Genomic DNA, 16,279 nt, shown 5'->3' on the forward strand with positions numbered 1-16,279 from the left:
TCCTCGCCTCAGGGATGGCCGCTTGCCGGTCAGGCGTTGCCGGCCCATAGCGCAGGACGGCGACCCTGCCACGGCAGGGCCTGTTCCAGTTGCGCCGCCAGGCGCAGCAGCACGTCATCGGCGCCGAAGCGGGCGGCCAGTTGCAGGCCGATCGGCAGGCCGTTGCGGGAGATGCCCAACGGCAACGAAACCGCCGGGGTTCCCGCCACGTTGAACACCGGCGTGAACGGCGAATGCTCGAACACCCGTGCCGTCCATTGCCGGCCGTCCAGCCGCTCGGCGCCGTGGTTGTAGGCGCCGAGGGCTTGCGGCAATTGCGGCAGGGTCGGGGTCAGCAGCACATCGATCGTCCCGAACCACGCGGCGACCTGCCGGGCAATGCTGTTGCGCAACTCCAGCGCCGCCGCAAAGTCCGTGCCCCGGGATTGCTGGCCGAAGGCGTAGCAGGCGAGGGTGGCCGGCTCCAGGGTGCTGCGGTCGATGGGGCGGCGGGCGGCACCGGCGAGGTGGTCGATCCAGCGCACCAGGCTCGCGCACCAGATGTGCGCGTTGGCGTTGACGAAGGCGTCCCACGAGACGCCGAGCGGCGCTTGCACGGTCTCGACCCGGTGGCCGAGCGCTTCGAGTTCGCGGGCGGTGCCGGACAGCGCCTCCTTGATCTCTGGGTCGACGGCGGCGCCGTTCCACGGCGTGTCGAGCACGCCGATGCGCAAACGGCCCGGATCGCGGCCGACCTGGGCCAGAAAGCCCTCGGCCGGCGCGGCGGTGTGGTACGGATCCCCCGGCGCCCAGCCCTGCACCACGTCCATCAACGCTGCGCTGTCACGCACCGAACGCGACAGGCCCAACTGCACGCCGAGGCCGGCGAACACTTCGTCCATCACCGGCCCGTGGGAACTGCGGCCCCGGGTCGGTTTGAGCCCCACCAGGCCGTTGAACGCCGCCGGCACCCGGATCGAGCCCGCCGCATCGGTGGCGTGGGCGATGGGCACGATGCCGGCGGCGACGGCCGCCCCGGCGCCGCCGCTGGATCCGCCGGCGGAGCGTTGCGCATCCCACGGGTTGCGCGTCGGGCCTTGCAGGGTGGAATCGGTTTCGGTGCTGAACGCCATTTCCGGCGTGGTGGTGCGGCCCAGCGTGAGCAGGCCGGCGGCGTTGAAGCGTTGCATCAGGTGGGAGTCGTTCGGTGCCACGAGCCCTTGGGCGAGGCGGCTGCCCAATTCATTGCGGCGGCCGGCGGCGGTGATGGCCAGATCCTTGATCAGGAACGGCACGCCGGCCAACGGGCCGCTGCCGGGCGTCACGGTGGGCGCCCAGTGTTCGATCACCGCATTGAGCGACGGGTTGACCCGTTGCACGGCTTCGCTGGCCAATGCGGCCAACGTCTGGGGGGTGACGTCACCGGCGGCGACCAACCGCGCCAGGCCGATGCCGTCGTGGGCGGCGTATTCTTCGAGCTTCATCAGGGGCACTCCAGTAAGGGGAGGCTTGATCCTAAGTCGCGCCAGCGGCGGTGATTAGCCCATAATCCCGGCATGCAATGTGCCGCAAACGGCACAGTCCGCCGTCGGGAAGGTGTACGGATGAAACGCGATTTGAATGACACGCTGGTGTTCGTGCAGGTGGTGCGCCTGGGCAGTTTCACGGCGGCGGCCCATGCCTTGCAGATTCCCAAGACCACGGTCAGCCGGCGGGTGCGGGAACTGGAGCAGGCCATCGGCGCACAGCTGCTGCGCCGCACCACGCGCCAGCTGAGCCTGACCGAGGCCGGCGCCGTGTACTACGAGCGATGCCAGTCCGTCGCCGACACCCTGGAGCAGGCCGAATACGCCGTGCAGCAATTGCGCGAAGGGCCCCGCGGCTGGCTGCGGGTGACGGTGCCGTTCTCGTTCGGCGTCAGTTGGTTCGCGCCGATGCTGGCCGGGTTTCGCCAGCGCTATCCGCAGGTGCGCCTGGAGATCCTGGCGTCCCATGTGCCGCTGGATCTGGTGGGCGAGAAGATCGACCTGGCGCTGCGCCTCGGCGCGCTGCCGGATTCGAGCCTGATCGCCCGGCGGCTGGCGAGCTTTCCCACGGGCCTGTTCGCCGCGCCGGCCTACCTTGAGCGCGAGGGGCATCCCGCAGGTCCCGAAGAACTGATGCGCCACCGGACGCTGACCTTGCACCAGGCCCGGCGCGATGTCGGTTATGTCTGGCCGTTGCGCCGGGCCGGCGGGCGGCTCAAGGATTACCGCGTCGACCCGCAGATCCTGGCCAACGACCCTGCGCTGCTGCGCGACGCCTTGCTGGCCGGCGAGGGGCTGACGCTGGCGATGGAGCAGAGCCTGGACGAGGATGTACGGGCCGGGCGGCTGGTGCGGGTGCTGCCCGAGTGGATCGGCCCGCCCCAAGACCTGAACGCGGTGACCGCCCGCGAGCATGTGCCGTCGCCGAAGGTCACCGCGCTGATCGCTTACTTGAAGGCGCACATGGCCGGCGAGGTGGCATGAGCGGCGGATGTTTGCTTAAGTCAATCGAGGTGCCCGAGAGCGGAGAGTCCCATGTCGATCCGATGGCTGTTGGCGGCAATGTCGTGTCTGGGCGCAGTGTCCGCCGCGTCGGCGGCCGAGTACGAGCAGGTCAATACGGCAGCCAGCCAGATCAGTTTCACCTACAGCCAGATGGGCTCGCGGATGTACGGTACGTTCGGCCGGTTCGACGCCACCCTGGCGTTCGACACCGACCGCCTCGCCGACGCCCGCACCACGCTGCGCATCGACCTCACCAGCATTGACGCCGGCAGCGAGGACGCCAACACCGAACTGGTGAAGCCGGCCTGGTTCGACACCGTGAAATACCCGGTGGCGGTGTTTGAGTCGACCCGCTTCGATCCGGCCGGCGCCGACCGCTACCGGGTCACCGGCCGGCTCACCCTCAAAGGCATTTCCCGCGAGGTGCAGGTGCCGGTGCACCTGAAGCCGGGCGACGGCATCGGCATCTTCGACGGTGCGCTGACGCTCAAGCGCGACGACTTCGGCCTCGGTGCGGGGGAATGGGCGGACACCGTGGTGTCGAAGGACATCGACATCAAGTTCAAGGTGGTGGCGCCGCAGCAGTGACGGGCCTCAGTAGGCCCGCCAATGCCCCGGCACCCAGCGCCATTGGTTGCCGCCCCAGCGGTAATGGCCCTGTACCCAGTGATAGCCCGGCGCAGGCATGACCGGCACCACTTCCACCGGCGGGGGTGGCCGGTGCGGCCGGGCCGGGGCGACGACGCAGCCGGACAGGGTGATCGCCGCCAGCGCGGCGGCGATCAGGGTTTTGACGGATCGCGACATGACGGTGTTCCTGAAGAGGGGCGTTTGCGGTCGGTTCACGGTCAGCGCACCCAATGGCCTTCGACCCAGTACCAGTTAGGTCCGCGCGCCTGCCAGTGCCCCGGTTTCCAGCGGGCACCATGGCGCACCACCGGCTGCCAGTGGCCGGGCACCCAGGCGTAGCCGCGTCCTTCCCAGCGCCAGTGGCCTTGGTCCCAGGCGTAGCCGGGGCGAGCGCCGGGCATCGGTTCCACGCGCATCGGCGGCGGCGCTTCCCGGATGATGACTTCGGGCTGGGCGAACGCCGGCGTGCCGGCCAACGCCGCGACCGTCAACGGCACCAGCAGCAGGGCTTTGCGCCAACGGGACAACGAACGGACAACGTTCATGACAACTCCTCAAGGCCTGCCTCGGAAAGTGAGCGCAGTTGAAGAATTGGACGCCGAATCGGCGAAAGATCCGCTGCCGGGCAGATGAAATTTTTGTCAGCCATGCACCGCCAGATCCGACGGACACCGCAATCCCCCGCACAAGGTATGATGTCGCCGCTTGCCGGGCATCAGTCGCCCGGCGACTGTGCCTTACGCCGGAGTCCGCCCGCCATGCCCCGCATCACCCACTTCAAGTCACCGTGCCCCGAAGGCATCAACAGCCAGATTCTGCAGATGGTCGTCGATTACCTGACCGACATCAGCGCCATCGGCCTGGGCCCCAGCAACCTGCTGTACAACGTCTACCAGTACGCGGTCGGCTACGAGGTGCACCTGTACCTGGAGGCGTTGAACGGGGAGAAGGGCACGGAGGTGGAACTGTTGGTCGCCACCGACGAGGACGATCCGGAGCAGGTCGCCGGGTTCTTGCTGTACCTGCCGGTGCAGGGCGATTGGGAGGCGTGCAACGTCGCCTACCTGGCCGTGCGTGAAGGGCATCGGCGCCAGGGCCTTGCGCGGGCGATGGTCGGCGAGATGCTGGCCCGTTACCCCCATGCCGAACTGACGTGCACCGTGGGCAAGGTGCCGTACTTCGAAGCCATGGGCTTTCAGGTGATCGGCCAACGGGCGACGCAGGTGCTGATGAGCACCCGCCATCACCGCAGCAGCGGACTGAGCGGCTACATCGACACGACGCCGATCTACCGCTCGCTGGAAGTGCAGCAGATCCACACCTACCTTTTGCAGAAGCACGGCAAGCGGGCGATGCTCGATGCGGAAAAGCAGCGCGACCGGCATCTGGACCAGGTGACGCGGCGCACGGAAGCGTTTGTCCGCCAGCGCCTGACCCTGCACTGATTCCCCGCGCGGCGGCACCGGTTTACGCAGACAAAAAAAGAGCCTCAAGACTCTTTGATGGGGAGGAAGTAGAGCCCGTGAGGCTCAAGATGCGCATGAAGCGAAGCGCGGGCTTGATAGGGGTTCAATGCACCCGCGCCTACGCAGCGGTCTGGCGGACCAGCGGCTGCGTAACTCCATCGTAGGAAGGTGCGCGGGCGGCCTCAAGTACCGTCAGTCACCTGCTTTGCGGCTCTTTCGACCAAGGCGAAAACCACGGCGAACAGCTCGTCGCGGGCCTGGGCGGCAGTGATCTCTTCGCTCGCCGCCGCCTGGGACAGCGCCTCGGCGGCGCCCAGCATCGCGCGCAGGCTCGCTTGGGTGATGGCTGCACCCTGAGTGAAGGGCAGCAATGCATTTCGGCACTTTTCCAGGAAGATCGCTTCGTACTCCCGTTTGATCTTCTCCAGCTCCGGTGTGCTGGCCAATGCGGCGATCACCCCGGGAATCTCTTTGCCTTGGGTCAGCACGCAGTCGACGTATTGCGTGGCGATCACCTGCGCAGTGTCGGTCAGGCGCGGCGCGCAGGTGGCCAGCGCGGCGTCCATCAGAGCGGTCTGGCGCCGGTCGAAATCCTGGTACAGCGCGGCCAGCAGGCCGGCCCGGGTGGTGAAGTGGTCGTAGACCACCGGTTTGGTCACGCCGGCCTTCTCCGCCAGATACCCAAGGGTCAGGGCGTCGGTGCCTTGTTCGCGAATCAGCTGCCAGGCCTGTTCGAGCAGTTGGCGATGGCGATCCGCCCGCGACAGGCGTCGCCGGGGCTGGGCGGGTTTGGGGATTTCGGTGGTTGACATGGGTTATATACCAAACGTAGTTTACTTTCGGTAGCTTACCGATAGTAGCTTGCCTGGAGTATAGAGCCCCCGGCGCGCGTCCACCACCTGGAGATTCCCATGCACGCATTGATTGTTGTGGATCATCACGATGACCGTTCATTGACCCATGCGCTGGCGCAACGGATCGCGCAAGGCGTGACGGCGGCCGATCCGGCCCACACGGTCGAAATCGCCGACCTGCATGCCGAAGGTTTCGATCCGCGTTTCACCCGGGCGGACTGGGCCGTGCACCACCGCGAATCGCCGCCGCCAGCGGATGTCCTGGCCGAGCAGGCGCGCATCGACCGCGCCGATGCGTTGGTGCTGGTCTTTCCGGTGTTCTGGTGGGCGATGCCCGGGCTGCTCAAAGGTTGGATCGACCGGGTGTTCAGCAACGGCTGGGCCTTCGATTTCGACGGCGGAACGGGGCTTTCGAAGAAGCTGGGCCGCTTGCACGTGCACTTGGTCGGCCTCGGCGGGGCGGACGCTGGCACTTACGAACGGCACGGCTACGGTGCGGCGATGAAGGCGCAGATCGAGCACGGCATCTTCGACTACTGCGGGGCGAGGGTGGGTCGTTCGACGCTGTTGCTGGAATCGGAGCTGCAGGATCCGGCGCTGCATCTGCAAACCGCCCACGCGCTGGGGCTCGGCCTGTTCAAGTGAAGGCCGGCCCCGCCCGAAACATCAGGCGCCGGGCCAACCGGCCTTGTCGAGCGCGGCGAGCAAGGTGTCGGCGTCCAGCGCCGGCACCGTGTGCCCGTTGCCTTCGGTGGTCTCGGCCGCCAGCAAGGCGTTGATGATGGCTTCTTCGACCGCTTCGGTGGCCGCCAGGAACAGCGCGCTGATGTGGTCGTTGGTGACCATGCGCAGCCCGTCGCAGGTCGGTGCGCCCTTGCGTTCGTAGGCGGCGGGCGGGATGTGGTCGTTGCCGGTGGCGAAGGCGATGAACAGGTCGCCGCTCTGGTCTTCGTTGCCGCCCCCGGTGCGGGCCAGGCCAAGGCTGGCCCGTTGCGCCAGGCGTGTGCATTGGTGCGGCAGCAACGGCGCGTCGGTGGCCAGGCAGACGACGATCGATCCCATGCCCGGATGCGGCAGGGCCGCGTCCGTGAACGGTGAGGCCTTCGGTTCCAGAAAACGGCCCACCGGGTAGCCGTCCACCCGCAGTTCCCGGCGCACGCCATGGTTGGCCTGGACGATGGCCCCCACCGTCCAGCCACCTTGGGTCGTGTCCAGGCGGCGCGACGCGGTGCCGATGCCGCCCTTGAACTCGTGGCAGACCATGCCGCTGCCGCCGCCGACGGCGCCTTCCGCCACCGGGCCGCCCGTCGCCGCGTTGGCGGCGTCGAATACATGTTCGGGTTTCACGTGGAAGCCGTTGATGTCGTTGAGCAAGCCGTCGAAGGTCTCCAGCACCACCGGCATGTTCCAGTACAGGCGGCCGTCGTCCGGTTGCTGCGCCCGATCCTGCGCGATCAACGCATCGCGCACCACGCCCAGGCTGTGGGTGTTGGTGAAGGCCACCGGGCTGGTCAACAGGCCCGCTTCGCGAATCCACTCCAGCCCCGTGGCGTCGCCGTTGCCGTTGAGCACATGCACCCCGGCGAAGCACGGTTGACGGTTGGTCGAACCGGCGCGGGGCTCGATCAGGGTGACGCCGGTGCAGATGTCGCGGCCGGCGGCGCTGCGGCCGCGCACGCTGCTGTGGCCGACCCGCACGCCGGGCACGTCGGTGATGGCGTTGAGCGGGCCGGGCTGCAACCGGCCGATGCGGATGTTCAGGTCTCTGGCGCGGGGTTTCATCGGTTCAGTCTCTCGGTAAAGGTGAAGGGGTGTGCACAACGGTCTTGCCTGGGCCCTGCGGCGATTTGGATGACGCCATCGCCAGCAGGCTGGCTCCCACAGTGGATCGTGGGTGTGCATGGAATCTGCGGTCAGCTCTCAAACCTGCAGTTGATGCTTGCTACTGACCATTCTTGACCTTGCTCCACACCCGCGTGCGCACACGTTCGGTGGCTTTGGGCAGCGGTTCGAGGGTGAACAGCGTCGCCATCGCCGAGGCGGGCGGGTAGACCGCGAGGTTGTCACGGGTGGCCGCGTTGAGCAGCGCGGTGGCCGCGCGGTTGCCGTTGGGGTAGGACAGGTGGTCGGTGACCGGCGCGATGACCTCCGGGCGCAGCAGGTAATCGATGAACGCCAGGCCTTGGGCCGGGTGCGGTGCGTCCTTGAGCAGCACCAGCGTGTCGAACCACACCGGCGCGCCTTCCTTGGGCAGACTGTAGGCGATTTTCACGCCGTTGCCGGCCTGTTCGGCGTTGGTCTTGGCTTCGAGCATCGCCCCCGACCAGCCGACCGCCACGCAGATGTTGCCGTTGGACAGGTCGCTGATGAACTTCGACGAATTGAAGTAGGCGATGTGCGGGCGCAGCTTGAGCAGCAGCGCTTCGGCCTTGCGGTAGTCCCCGGCGTCGGTGCTGTTGGGCGGCAGGCCGAGGTAATGCAGGGCCACCGGCAGCATCTCCGAGGGGGAGTCGAGCATGGCCACGCCGCACTCGCCAAGCTTGACCAGGTTCTCTTCCTTGAACACCAGGTCCCAGGAATCCACCGGCGCCTTGTCGCCGAGGGCGGCGCGCACCTTGTCGATGTTGTAGCCGATGCCGTTGGTGCCCCACAGGTAGGGCACGGCGTAGCGGTTGCCGGGGTCGTTGTCGGCCAGTTTGCCGAGCAGGCCGTCGTCCAGGTTCTTCCAGCCCGGCAACCGGTCGCGGGGCAGCGGGGCGAGGGCGCCGGCCTGGATCAGGGTCGGCAGGCTGTAGTTGCTGGCCACCACCACGTCGTAGCCGCTGCGGCTGGTCATCAGCTTGCCTTCCAGCACCTCGGCGCTGTCGAAGGTGTCGTACACCGGCTCGATGCCGCTGTCGCGCTTGAAGTCATGCAGGGTCGTCGGGCCGATGTAGTCGTACCAGTTGTAGACGTGCACGCTCGGCGCGTCAGTGGCCATGGCGGCCGAAGCCACCGCCACGCAGGCGCCAAGGCCCAGGTTGATATACCCACGGTGACGACGCATGATGCGGCACTCCTGGCCTGCGGCAGGCCGGTGATTGACGGGAGCGCTCAGGCTATCGGGCCGGCGGCGGCCCACCCATTCCCATCAAGGGTTACTCAAAAGGGGTAGTGCGTGGACGCATTGCTGAAGGAACTGCCCGTTCACCAGAGCCTGGCGCGGATGTTCGGCGCCGTGGGCCGGGACGGTTTCTGGCGCGCGCTGGTGGATACCCTGCGGTTGCTGGTGCCGCTGGACAATGCCCTGGTGGCGCTGATGGCGCCGGGCCGGGCGCCGCAGTTGCTGACCGATTTCGACAGCGCGGCCCACCCCGACGAGCAGGAAGACCTGGCCGGCTACAGCGCCGGCCTGTACCAGCTCGACCCGTTTCACCAGGCGGCGGTCGCCGGCATCGCCGACGGGCTGCACAGCCTGGCGTCGGTGGCGCCGGACCAGTTCATGCAGAGCGAGTACTACCAAAGCTACTTCCGCTCGGTGGTCGGGGCCGATGAGCTGCAGTTTCTGGTCAACGTCGAGGGTGGGGTGCTGAGCCTGTCGTTGGGCCGTTCGACGGTGTTCGGCACTGAAGAGCAGGGGCGCCTGCTGTGCGTGCGCGACTGGGTACTGGCGGCGATGCGTCGGCATGCGCAGTTGCTGCCGCCGCAAGGCGCGGTCGCCGAAGCGCCGGCCGGGGATCTGGCGTCGTTGCTAGACCGCTTCGACGCGCGCCTGACGCAGCGGGAAATCGACACCGCGCGGCTGATCCTGCAAGGCTTCTCCAGCAAGGCCATCGCCCGGGAACTGGGCATCTCGCCGGAGACCGTGAAGGTGCACCGGCGCAACCTCTACCACAAGCTCAACGTCACCGGGCACGGCGAGCTGTTCGCGCTGGTGCTGCGGCCTGCCTGACACACCGCCATCGCCAGCAGGCTGGCTCCCACAGGGATCCGGGTGTTCACGGGCTCGGTGTTCAACCGCAATCCCCTGTGGAACCAGCCTGTCAGGCCCATCATTCTTGGCTGACAGACCGCCATCGCGGGCAAGCCCGCTCCCACAGTGTCCGAGGTGTTCGCGGATTCTGCATACACCCGCGATGGCGGTGCGTCAGTCTCCCACGATGCTGGTAATGCGCACGATGGACCGCAGCGTCAGTCCAGGCGCCTGAACACCAAGGCCTTCAGGCCGCTTTGCGGATCGATGTCGGGAAACTCCGGCGGGTTCTCCAGCCGCCGATCGAAACGCAGCCCGGGCGCTTCCCGCGTCACGCCCTCGATCAGGAAATCCGGGCCGAACGACGGATCGTTCATGCAGGCCAGCACCGTGCCTTGCGGGGTCAGCAGTTCCGGCAGGCGGCGCAGCACGCGCTGGTAGTCCTTGGTCAGCAGGAAGCTGCCTTTCTGAAACGACGGCGGGTCGATGATCACCAGGTCATACGGCCCGCCGTTGATCACCTTGCCCCAGGACTTGAACAGGTCGTGGCCGAGGAAACTCACCTTGCCCAGGTCATGGCCGTTCAGGCGGTGGTTGTCCCGGCCCCGGCTCAGGGCGGCGCGGGACATGTCCAGGTTGACCACATGGCTGGCGCCGCCCTCGATGGCCGCCACGGAAAAGCCGCAGGTATAGGCGAACAGGTTCAGCACCCGCTGGCCCGCCGCCTGCCCGCGCACCCAGTCGCGCCCGTAGCGCATGTCGAGGAACAGCCCGGCGTTCTGCTTGCGGCCCAGGTCCACCCGGTACTTCAGGCCGCCCTCGACGAGGGTCATCTCGTCGATTTCCTCGCCCAGCAGCCATTCGGCGGTGCTTTGCGGCAGGTAACGGTGCTGGATCAACAGGGTGTGGGCGCCGGACTGGCGCCACTGCGCCGATCCGGTGAGTTCCAGCAGCATCCCCTTGAGCGCTTCGAGCCGCTGCGCCTCCGGTTCCTTGAACAGCGACACCAGCACCACGCCCTGCAGCCAGTCCACGGTGACCTGCTCCAGATCCGGCCAGCAACGCCCGCGCCCATGGAACAGGCGGCGGGCCTCGGCGGGGGGCGAGGCCAGCGCGTCGAGCAGATGGGCGTGGAGGAGGGCAAGGGCTTGAGGGGTCATCAATCGGAATCGGCAAACGAAAAGGGCGGGCATTTTACCCACAAAAAACCGGCGTCGCGGACTCTGCCTGCGGGCAGCGGGAAAATCGTCTGTATCAAAAATGAATTTCCTCGCAGGCATCGGCTCATACCAGATAAGAAGCGGATCCGATCCGCGACACTGTTCATGCAATTCAGGGAGTGACCGTTCATGTGCCCAGTACCGACGGCGAATTCGCGACGGCCTGGCGAGTTGATTCTGGTGGTCGAGGACGATCCGCTGATTCTGGAGTTTCTCTGCGAAATCCTGCAGGAGGAGGGTTTCCGGGTCGAGCCGCAGACCAGCGCCGACGCGGCGTCCGAGTATCTGGAGGCCCACGCGCCGGAGGTGGCGCTGCTGCTCACCGACATCACCATGCCGGGCACGCTCAACGGGGCGGATCTGGCCAATCTGGTGGGTGACCGTTGGCCGGACAAGCCGGTGATGGTCATGTCCGGCTACGAGACGCCGCAGACCTCCGGGGTTCGGCATCCGGTGGCGTTCATCAAGAAGCCCTGGGCCATCGGCCAACTGCTCGACTGCGTGGCTGTCGCCTTTAAGTCCAAGGCCCCGCGCCTGCTGCACTGATCCTTTGCGCAAGTGTTACATTGCCGGGCACATTTGCCCGGCCCCTTGCCTGAGGATGCGACCCCTTGCCTGCCCTTGATGCTGTGCTCAACCGCGCGTTCGGCGCGTTCCTGTTCGACATGGACGGCACCGTCCTCAACTCTATCGCCGCCGCCGAGCGGATCTGGTCGGCGTGGGCGGTGCACCACGGGGTGGACGTCGATTCGTTTCTGCCGACCATCCATGGCGTGCGGGCCATCGACACCATCCGGCGGCTGAACCTGCCGGGGGTGGATGCGCAGGCGCAGGCGGCGTACATCACCGTGGCGGAAATCGAAGACGTCGAGGGCGTTGTCGAGATTCCCGGCGCGGCGGCGTTCCTCAAGGCCTTGCCGGCGGATCGCTGGGCCATGGTGACCTCGGCGCCGCGGGATCTGGCCCTGCGGCGGATGGCGGCGGCGGGGATCCCCGAGCCGGCGGTGATGATCACCGCCGAAGACGTGACCACCGGCAAGCCGGATCCGGCCGGCTACAGGCTGGCGGCCGAACGCCTGGGCGTCGAGCCGGGCGATTGCCTGGTCTTCGAGGACGCGACCGCCGGCATCCTCGCCGCCGAGGCCGTCGGCGCGCCGCTGATGGTCATCACCGCGACCCACCAGTACCCGCTTGAGACCCCGCACGCGACGATTGACCGTTATGACGGCTTGGAGATCCGCGCCGGCAGCGACGGGCGGTTGTCGCTCAGCGCAAAACGGCGGGATGGCTGACCGCAGGCAACCGAGGCAAGGCATGCAGGGTCCTGTGGGGTACAGGGATTTTGTAGGCGCCCGGGATCCTCGTGGGAGCCAGCCTGCTGGCGATGGCGGCGTGTCAGGCGCCGCTGAAGTCGGCGCCCCGGGTCAATAGATGCCCGGCAGCAAGCGCCAGGTGCGGGCGCAATAGGCGTCGTACTCGCTGCCGAACTGCGCCCGCAGCAGGGCTTCCTCGGAGTGGATGCGCGCGATCAGCGGGATCAGCGTCACCGCCGCCAGCAGCAGGCCCACCGTTGAACGGAACGCCAGCGCCCAGCCGACCGCGTTCACCACCAGCCCCAGGTAGCTCGGGTTGCGCAGGCGCCGGTAGATGCCGTCGGTAACCAGCCGGTGCCCCGGCTGGATGGCCACCAACCCGCTGAAGCGGTGCCCCAGCACGAACACCGGCCACAGGCGCAGCGCGCCGCCGGCGATGAACAGCACAGCCCCCACCCAACGCACGCCTTCGCGGCCGAAGGTCCAGAAGCCGATCCTGTCGCAATACGCCGGCAGCACGGCGCTGACCAGCCCGATCACGCCGAACGCCGGGATCACCCAGCGGTTGGCCCGGTCTTCCCGTTCGCCGGCACTCAGGTTCACCTCGCTGAACAGCGAGGCCACCACCATCGCCAGGGTCGCCAGCGCCACCACCACCAACGCCCCGTGGGAGAAGAACACCGCCACGCCGCCGATGCCCCACATCGCCAGGCCCAGGTACGCGAGCGTGGCCAGCACCGCGACGACGGTCATCTGTGCAGACATCTTCATGGAACCCTCAACCCTGGCTGCCGTTGCGTTGAGTGTAGTTGCCGGTTTCGTCGTGCGGGGCCCCGGCGGCGGGGTGGGCTACGCTTGAGGAAGGGACATCCGCCATCCTCACCGACCGCGGCCCGGCGCGGATGTCGCCGGGCTGCGGCGCACTCCGGAGGCCGTCATGCTGCACATCCGCACGCCGTTGATCCTTCATCCGACGCTCTCGACACCGCAGCGCCGCATTTGGCTGAAACTGGAGAACCTGCAACCGGGCGGCTCGTTCAAGCTGCGCGGCATGGGCCTTCTGTGCAGCCAGGCGGCGGCGCAGGGCAAGTTCAAGGTGGTGTGCCCGTCCGGCGGCAACGCGGGGCTGGCCACGGCGGTGGCGGCGGCCCGGTTGGGCCTGCAGGCCTGCATCGTGGTGCCGCACACCACCCCGGAGGCGACCCGCGCGCGCATTCGCCGGGCCGGGGCCGAGGTGATCGTGCACGGCAAGGTCTGGGACGAGGCCAACCAGCGGGCGCGGGAACTGGCGGGCGCGGCGGACACCGAATACGTGCCGGCCTTCGACCACCCGGTGCTGTGGCGCGGGCACAGCTCGATGGTCGACGAAATCCTCGAGGACTGCCCGCAGGTCGACACCGTCGTCACCTCGGTGGGCGGCGGCGGGCTGCTGGCGGGGATCCTCACCGGGCTGCTGCGCCACGGGCGCCGCGACTGCCGCATCGTCACCTGCGAGACCCAGGGCGCCGCCTCGTTCGCGGCGGCGGTCGAGGCCGGTCATCCGGTGCGCCTGAGCCGGATCGACACCGTGGCCACGTCCCTCGGCGCGGCCCAGGTGGCGGCCTGGCCGGTGGCGCACATCGGCGAATTTGCCCACCGATGCCTGGTGCTGTCCGACGACGATGCGATCCTGGGTGTGGTGCGCTACGCCAGCGACCTGCGCCAACTGGTCGAGCCGGCCTGCGGCGTTTCGCTGGCGGTGGCCTACCTCGACCACCCGGCGCTGGCTGATGCCCACGACGTGGTGATCATCGTGTGCGGCGGGGTCAGCATCAGCGCGCAACTGGTGGCGGGGTGGGCGCGCACCACCGACCAGTAGTCGGTGACGGCGCCGCTGCGGCGCACAGGGACTATTCTGGACGGATCCTTTTTTGCGCCTAAGGTGCCCGCGATGATCAACCTGGCCACAGCCCATCTGTTCGCCGGCTACAAGCGCTGGGCCAACCGGCGCCTGTTCGACAGCCTGCAAGCGTTGCCGGCGGAGGAAATCACCCGGGAGCGCAAGACCATCTTCAAAAACATGATCGGCACACTGAACCACATCTACGTGGTCGACCGGATCTGGCAGGCGCACCTGGAAGGGCGCAGCCACGGCTTCGAGACGTCCCACGATCTGGTCTACGCCGATCTCGCCGAACTGCGCCGGGCCCAGGAGGAAGCCGATGACTGGTACTGCGCCTGGAGCGCCGGGCAGACCGAAGCGTCGTTGAACCATCCGGTGGACTTCACGTTCGTGTCCGGCGACGGCGGCACGATGAGCGCCGGGGCGATTTTCCTGCATGTGGTCAACCACAACAGCTACCACCGGGGCTGGGTGATCCAGATGTATTTCGAGATCCCGCAGATGCCGCCGATGACCGACCTGCCGGTGTACCTGCGCGAGGTCGACCCCGGCTTCAAGGCGTTCAGTGCGCCGGCAGAGGCGCCGACATGTGACGGGCAATCAGCGAGCGCAGCCAGCGTTCCGCCGGATCGTTGTCGTTGACCCCGTTCCAGACCATCGACAGCTCCGAGGGAATGATCTCGAACGGCGGCTCGTCGGCCCGCAGCACGCCGCTGTCCTCGACCAGCGCGCAGGCGGCGAAGTCCGGCACGGTGGCGAGCATGTCGGTGCCGGCCAGGATCGCCCGCAGCGGCGCGAACTGCGGCACCGCCAGCACCACCCGGCGCGAACGGCCGACCCGGGCCAGGTCGTTGTCGATGGCGCCGCCCAGGTCCCCGGAGAACGACACCAGCGCATGGGGCCGTTCGCAGTAGTCGTCCAGGGTCAGCGCACCGGGACGGTCGTCGCCGCGCAGGATCTTGCAGCGCAGGTCGCGCAGTTTCTTGCGCTTGGCGTTGGCCGGCAGGTCGGTGGTGTAGCTGACGCCGACGGAGATCTCGCCGGAGGCGAGCATCGACGACATCAGCAGGAAATTCACCCGGCGGATCACCACCACGACATTCGGCGCCTCTTCGCGCAGTTGCTTGAGCAGAGGCGGCAGCAGGCCGCACTCGGTGTCGTCGGACAGGCCGATGCGGAACACGTCGCGGCTGCTCAGCGGGTCGAAATCCTTGGCCCGGCTGACCGCGCCGGAGATGGTGTCCATCGCCGGCTGCAACTCCTTGAGGATCGCCAGGGCCCGCTGGGTCGGTTCGAGGACGCGGCCGTTGCGCACCAGCAACGGGTCGTCGAACAGATCCCGCAGCTTGGCCAGCGAGGCGCTGACGGCGGGCTGGCCGAGGAACAGCTTCTCCCCGGCGCGGGTCAGGTTCTTCTCGAACATCAGGGTCTCGAAAATCACCAGCAGGTTCATGTCGACGCGGCGCAGGTCGTTGCGGTTCATGCCGATGGACTCCGGGGTTGGCGGAGTCTTCAGTGTAGGAGTCGTTGCGGGATCCGGGCGGCTTGACGTTGGATCCACCGCGGGCGCAGCCTGTGGGCTTTCGAACGAACACCGTTACCCATTGATGAGGTGAAGGCATGAAGATCGATTTGAGCGCAAAACTGGCCATCGTCAGCGGCAGCACCGGCGGGATCGGCCTGGGCATCAGCCGGTCGCTGGCCGAGGCGGGCGCCACTGTGGTGGTGATCGGCCGCGACCCGGCCAAGGTCGAGCAGACGCTGGCGGGCATCCGTCGCCAGGTGCCGGGAGCGCAGTTGCGCGGCCTGGCCGCGGATCTGGGCACCGCCGAAGGCGCGCAGGCACTGTTCGCGGCGGAGCCGGTGGCCGACATCCTGGTGAACAACCTCGGGATCTTCAACGATGTGGACTTCTTCGAGGCGCCGGACAGCGAGTGGGCGCGCTTCTATGAGGTCAACGTGATTTCCGGCGTGCGCCTGGCCCGCCATTACGTGCCGGCGATGGTCGAGCGCGGATGGGGGCGGGTGATCTTTCTGTCTTCGGAGTCCGGCGTGGCGACACCGGCCGACATGATCAACTACGGCGTGACCAAAAGCGCCAACCTGGCGGTGTCCCATGGCTTGGCCAAGCGCCTGGCGGGCACCGGCGTCACGGTCAACGCGGTCCTGCCGGGGCCGACCTTCACCGACGGCCTGGAAGAGATGCTCAAGGACGCCGCCGCCGAATCCGGCCGCACCCTGCGCGACGAGGCCGATGCGTTCGTGCGCAAGGCGCGCCCCACCTCGATCATCCAGCGGGTGGCCGATGTGGAGGAGGTCGCGCACCTGGTGACGTACATCGCATCGCCGCTGTCGTCGGCCACCACCGGCGCCGCGCTGCGGGTCGACGGGGGCGTGGTCGACAGCCTGACGATCTGAACGGGCGGGGTTTGCCGGCGGAGTCTGACCGGCC

At 67.8% G+C, this 16,279-nt stretch carries 19 protein-coding genes; 10 read left to right on the forward strand and 9 right to left on the reverse strand.

Going from position 1 to position 16,279, the window contains the following annotated elements; translation table 11 throughout:
* Positions 1-29: 29 nt before the first annotated feature.
* Positions 30-1,463 (reverse strand): amidase, encoded by a 1,434-nt coding sequence (locus CAG29_RS17100; protein ID WP_085694852.1) that lies wholly within the window; start codon positions 1,461-1,463, stop codon positions 30-32.
* Between the two features lie 120 nt (positions 1,464-1,583).
* Between CAG29_RS17100 and CAG29_RS17105 the strand changes: the two genes are divergently transcribed.
* Both CAG29_RS17105 and CAG29_RS17110 read left to right on the forward strand, forming a co-directional pair.
* Complete coding sequence (locus tag CAG29_RS17105; RefSeq protein WP_085579909.1) at positions 1,584-2,489, forward strand: LysR family transcriptional regulator; 906 nt, start codon at positions 1,584-1,586, stop codon at positions 2,487-2,489.
* A 51-nt stretch (positions 2,490-2,540) separates the two neighbouring features.
* Positions 2,541-3,098, forward strand: coding sequence for a YceI family protein (locus CAG29_RS17110; RefSeq protein WP_085694853.1), 558 nt, complete (start codon positions 2,541-2,543; stop codon positions 3,096-3,098).
* Between the two features lie 6 nt (positions 3,099-3,104).
* Here CAG29_RS17110 and CAG29_RS17115 read toward each other — a convergent pair whose 3' ends face one another.
* Both CAG29_RS17115 and CAG29_RS17120 read right to left on the reverse strand, forming a co-directional pair.
* Positions 3,105-3,317, reverse strand: coding sequence for a YXWGXW repeat-containing protein (locus CAG29_RS17115; RefSeq protein WP_085637608.1), 213 nt, complete (start codon positions 3,315-3,317; stop codon positions 3,105-3,107).
* 41 nt (positions 3,318-3,358) lie between these two features.
* A complete protein-coding gene (locus CAG29_RS17120) occupies positions 3,359-3,685 on the reverse strand; it encodes a YXWGXW repeat-containing protein (RefSeq protein WP_085579915.1) in 327 nt (108 codons plus the stop codon).
* A gap of 213 nt (positions 3,686-3,898) precedes the next feature.
* Here CAG29_RS17120 and CAG29_RS17125 point away from each other — a divergent pair, with 213 nt between their 5' ends.
* Positions 3,899-4,585, forward strand: a complete 687-nt coding sequence (locus tag CAG29_RS17125; protein WP_085579917.1) for a GNAT family N-acetyltransferase — start codon at positions 3,899-3,901, stop codon at positions 4,583-4,585.
* A gap of 203 nt (positions 4,586-4,788) precedes the next feature.
* Here CAG29_RS17125 and CAG29_RS17130 read toward each other — a convergent pair whose 3' ends face one another.
* Positions 4,789-5,418, reverse strand: coding sequence for a TetR/AcrR family transcriptional regulator (locus CAG29_RS17130; protein ID WP_085637602.1), 630 nt, complete (start codon positions 5,416-5,418; stop codon positions 4,789-4,791).
* Positions 5,419-5,517: 99 nt separating this feature from the next.
* Here CAG29_RS17130 and CAG29_RS17135 point away from each other — a divergent pair, with 99 nt between their 5' ends.
* Positions 5,518-6,105 carry an NAD(P)H-dependent oxidoreductase gene (locus CAG29_RS17135; protein WP_085694854.1) on the forward strand — a complete coding sequence of 196 codons (588 nt, stop codon included), beginning with the start codon at positions 5,518-5,520 and terminating at the stop codon, positions 6,103-6,105.
* A 21-nt stretch (positions 6,106-6,126) separates the two neighbouring features.
* Here the strand turns inward: CAG29_RS17135 and CAG29_RS17140 are convergent, their stop codons facing one another.
* Both CAG29_RS17140 and CAG29_RS17145 read right to left on the reverse strand, forming a co-directional pair.
* Positions 6,127-7,242, reverse strand: coding sequence for a P1 family peptidase (locus CAG29_RS17140; protein WP_085637599.1), 1,116 nt, complete (start codon positions 7,240-7,242; stop codon positions 6,127-6,129).
* Between the two features lie 160 nt (positions 7,243-7,402).
* Complete coding sequence (locus CAG29_RS17145) at positions 7,403-8,506, reverse strand: extracellular solute-binding protein (protein ID WP_085694855.1); 1,104 nt, start codon at positions 8,504-8,506, stop codon at positions 7,403-7,405.
* A gap of 111 nt (positions 8,507-8,617) precedes the next feature.
* On the opposite strand from CAG29_RS17145, the gene CAG29_RS17150 reads away from it, so the two are divergent.
* Entirely contained in the window at positions 8,618-9,391 is a 774-nt protein-coding gene (locus tag CAG29_RS17150; protein WP_085694856.1) for a helix-turn-helix transcriptional regulator, read from the forward strand.
* Positions 9,392-9,630: 239 nt separating this feature from the next.
* On the opposite strand, the gene CAG29_RS17155 is transcribed toward CAG29_RS17150, so the two are convergent.
* A complete protein-coding gene (locus tag CAG29_RS17155) occupies positions 9,631-10,572 on the reverse strand; it encodes a class I SAM-dependent methyltransferase (protein ID WP_085656355.1) in 942 nt (313 codons plus the stop codon).
* A 189-nt stretch (positions 10,573-10,761) separates the two neighbouring features.
* Here CAG29_RS17155 and CAG29_RS17160 point away from each other — a divergent pair, with 189 nt between their 5' ends.
* Together CAG29_RS17160 and CAG29_RS17165 are read left to right on the forward strand one after the other, a co-directional pair.
* Positions 10,762-11,178, forward strand: a complete 417-nt coding sequence (locus CAG29_RS17160) for a response regulator (protein WP_085630490.1) — start codon at positions 10,762-10,764, stop codon at positions 11,176-11,178.
* Between the two features lie 65 nt (positions 11,179-11,243).
* Positions 11,244-11,924, forward strand: coding sequence for an HAD-IA family hydrolase (locus CAG29_RS17165; RefSeq protein WP_085637595.1), 681 nt, complete (start codon positions 11,244-11,246; stop codon positions 11,922-11,924).
* Positions 11,925-12,056: 132 nt separating this feature from the next.
* Here CAG29_RS17165 and CAG29_RS17170 read toward each other — a convergent pair whose 3' ends face one another.
* Positions 12,057-12,716, reverse strand: coding sequence for an isoprenylcysteine carboxylmethyltransferase family protein (locus CAG29_RS17170; RefSeq protein WP_085630486.1), 660 nt, complete (start codon positions 12,714-12,716; stop codon positions 12,057-12,059).
* 166 nt (positions 12,717-12,882) lie between these two features.
* Between CAG29_RS17170 and CAG29_RS17175 the strand changes: the two genes are divergently transcribed.
* Positions 12,883-13,803 carry a pyridoxal-phosphate dependent enzyme gene (locus CAG29_RS17175; protein WP_085694857.1) on the forward strand — a complete coding sequence of 307 codons (921 nt, stop codon included), beginning with the start codon at positions 12,883-12,885 and terminating at the stop codon, positions 13,801-13,803.
* Positions 13,804-13,875: 72 nt separating this feature from the next.
* On the forward strand, positions 13,876-14,469 hold the full coding sequence (locus tag CAG29_RS17180) for a DinB family protein (RefSeq protein ID WP_085630481.1): 594 nt from the start codon (positions 13,876-13,878) through the stop codon (positions 14,467-14,469).
* Here CAG29_RS17180 and CAG29_RS17185 read toward each other — a convergent pair.
* A complete protein-coding gene (locus CAG29_RS17185; RefSeq protein ID WP_085694858.1) occupies positions 14,390-15,310 on the reverse strand; it encodes a LysR substrate-binding domain-containing protein in 921 nt (306 codons plus the stop codon). The genes CAG29_RS17180 and CAG29_RS17185 overlap by 80 nt on opposite strands.
* 137 nt (positions 15,311-15,447) lie before the next feature.
* Between CAG29_RS17185 and CAG29_RS17190 the strand changes: the two genes are divergently transcribed.
* Positions 15,448-16,245: an SDR family NAD(P)-dependent oxidoreductase gene (locus CAG29_RS17190; RefSeq protein ID WP_085579942.1), complete on the forward strand. Its 798-nt coding sequence runs from the start codon at positions 15,448-15,450 to the stop codon at positions 16,243-16,245.
* Positions 16,246-16,279: the final 34 nt, after the last annotated feature.

The sequence above is a fragment of the Pseudomonas sp. B7(2017) genome (assembly GCF_002112745.1).
GTDB classification, from domain to species: Bacteria; Pseudomonadota; Gammaproteobacteria; order Pseudomonadales; family Pseudomonadaceae; genus Aquipseudomonas; species Aquipseudomonas ekonensis.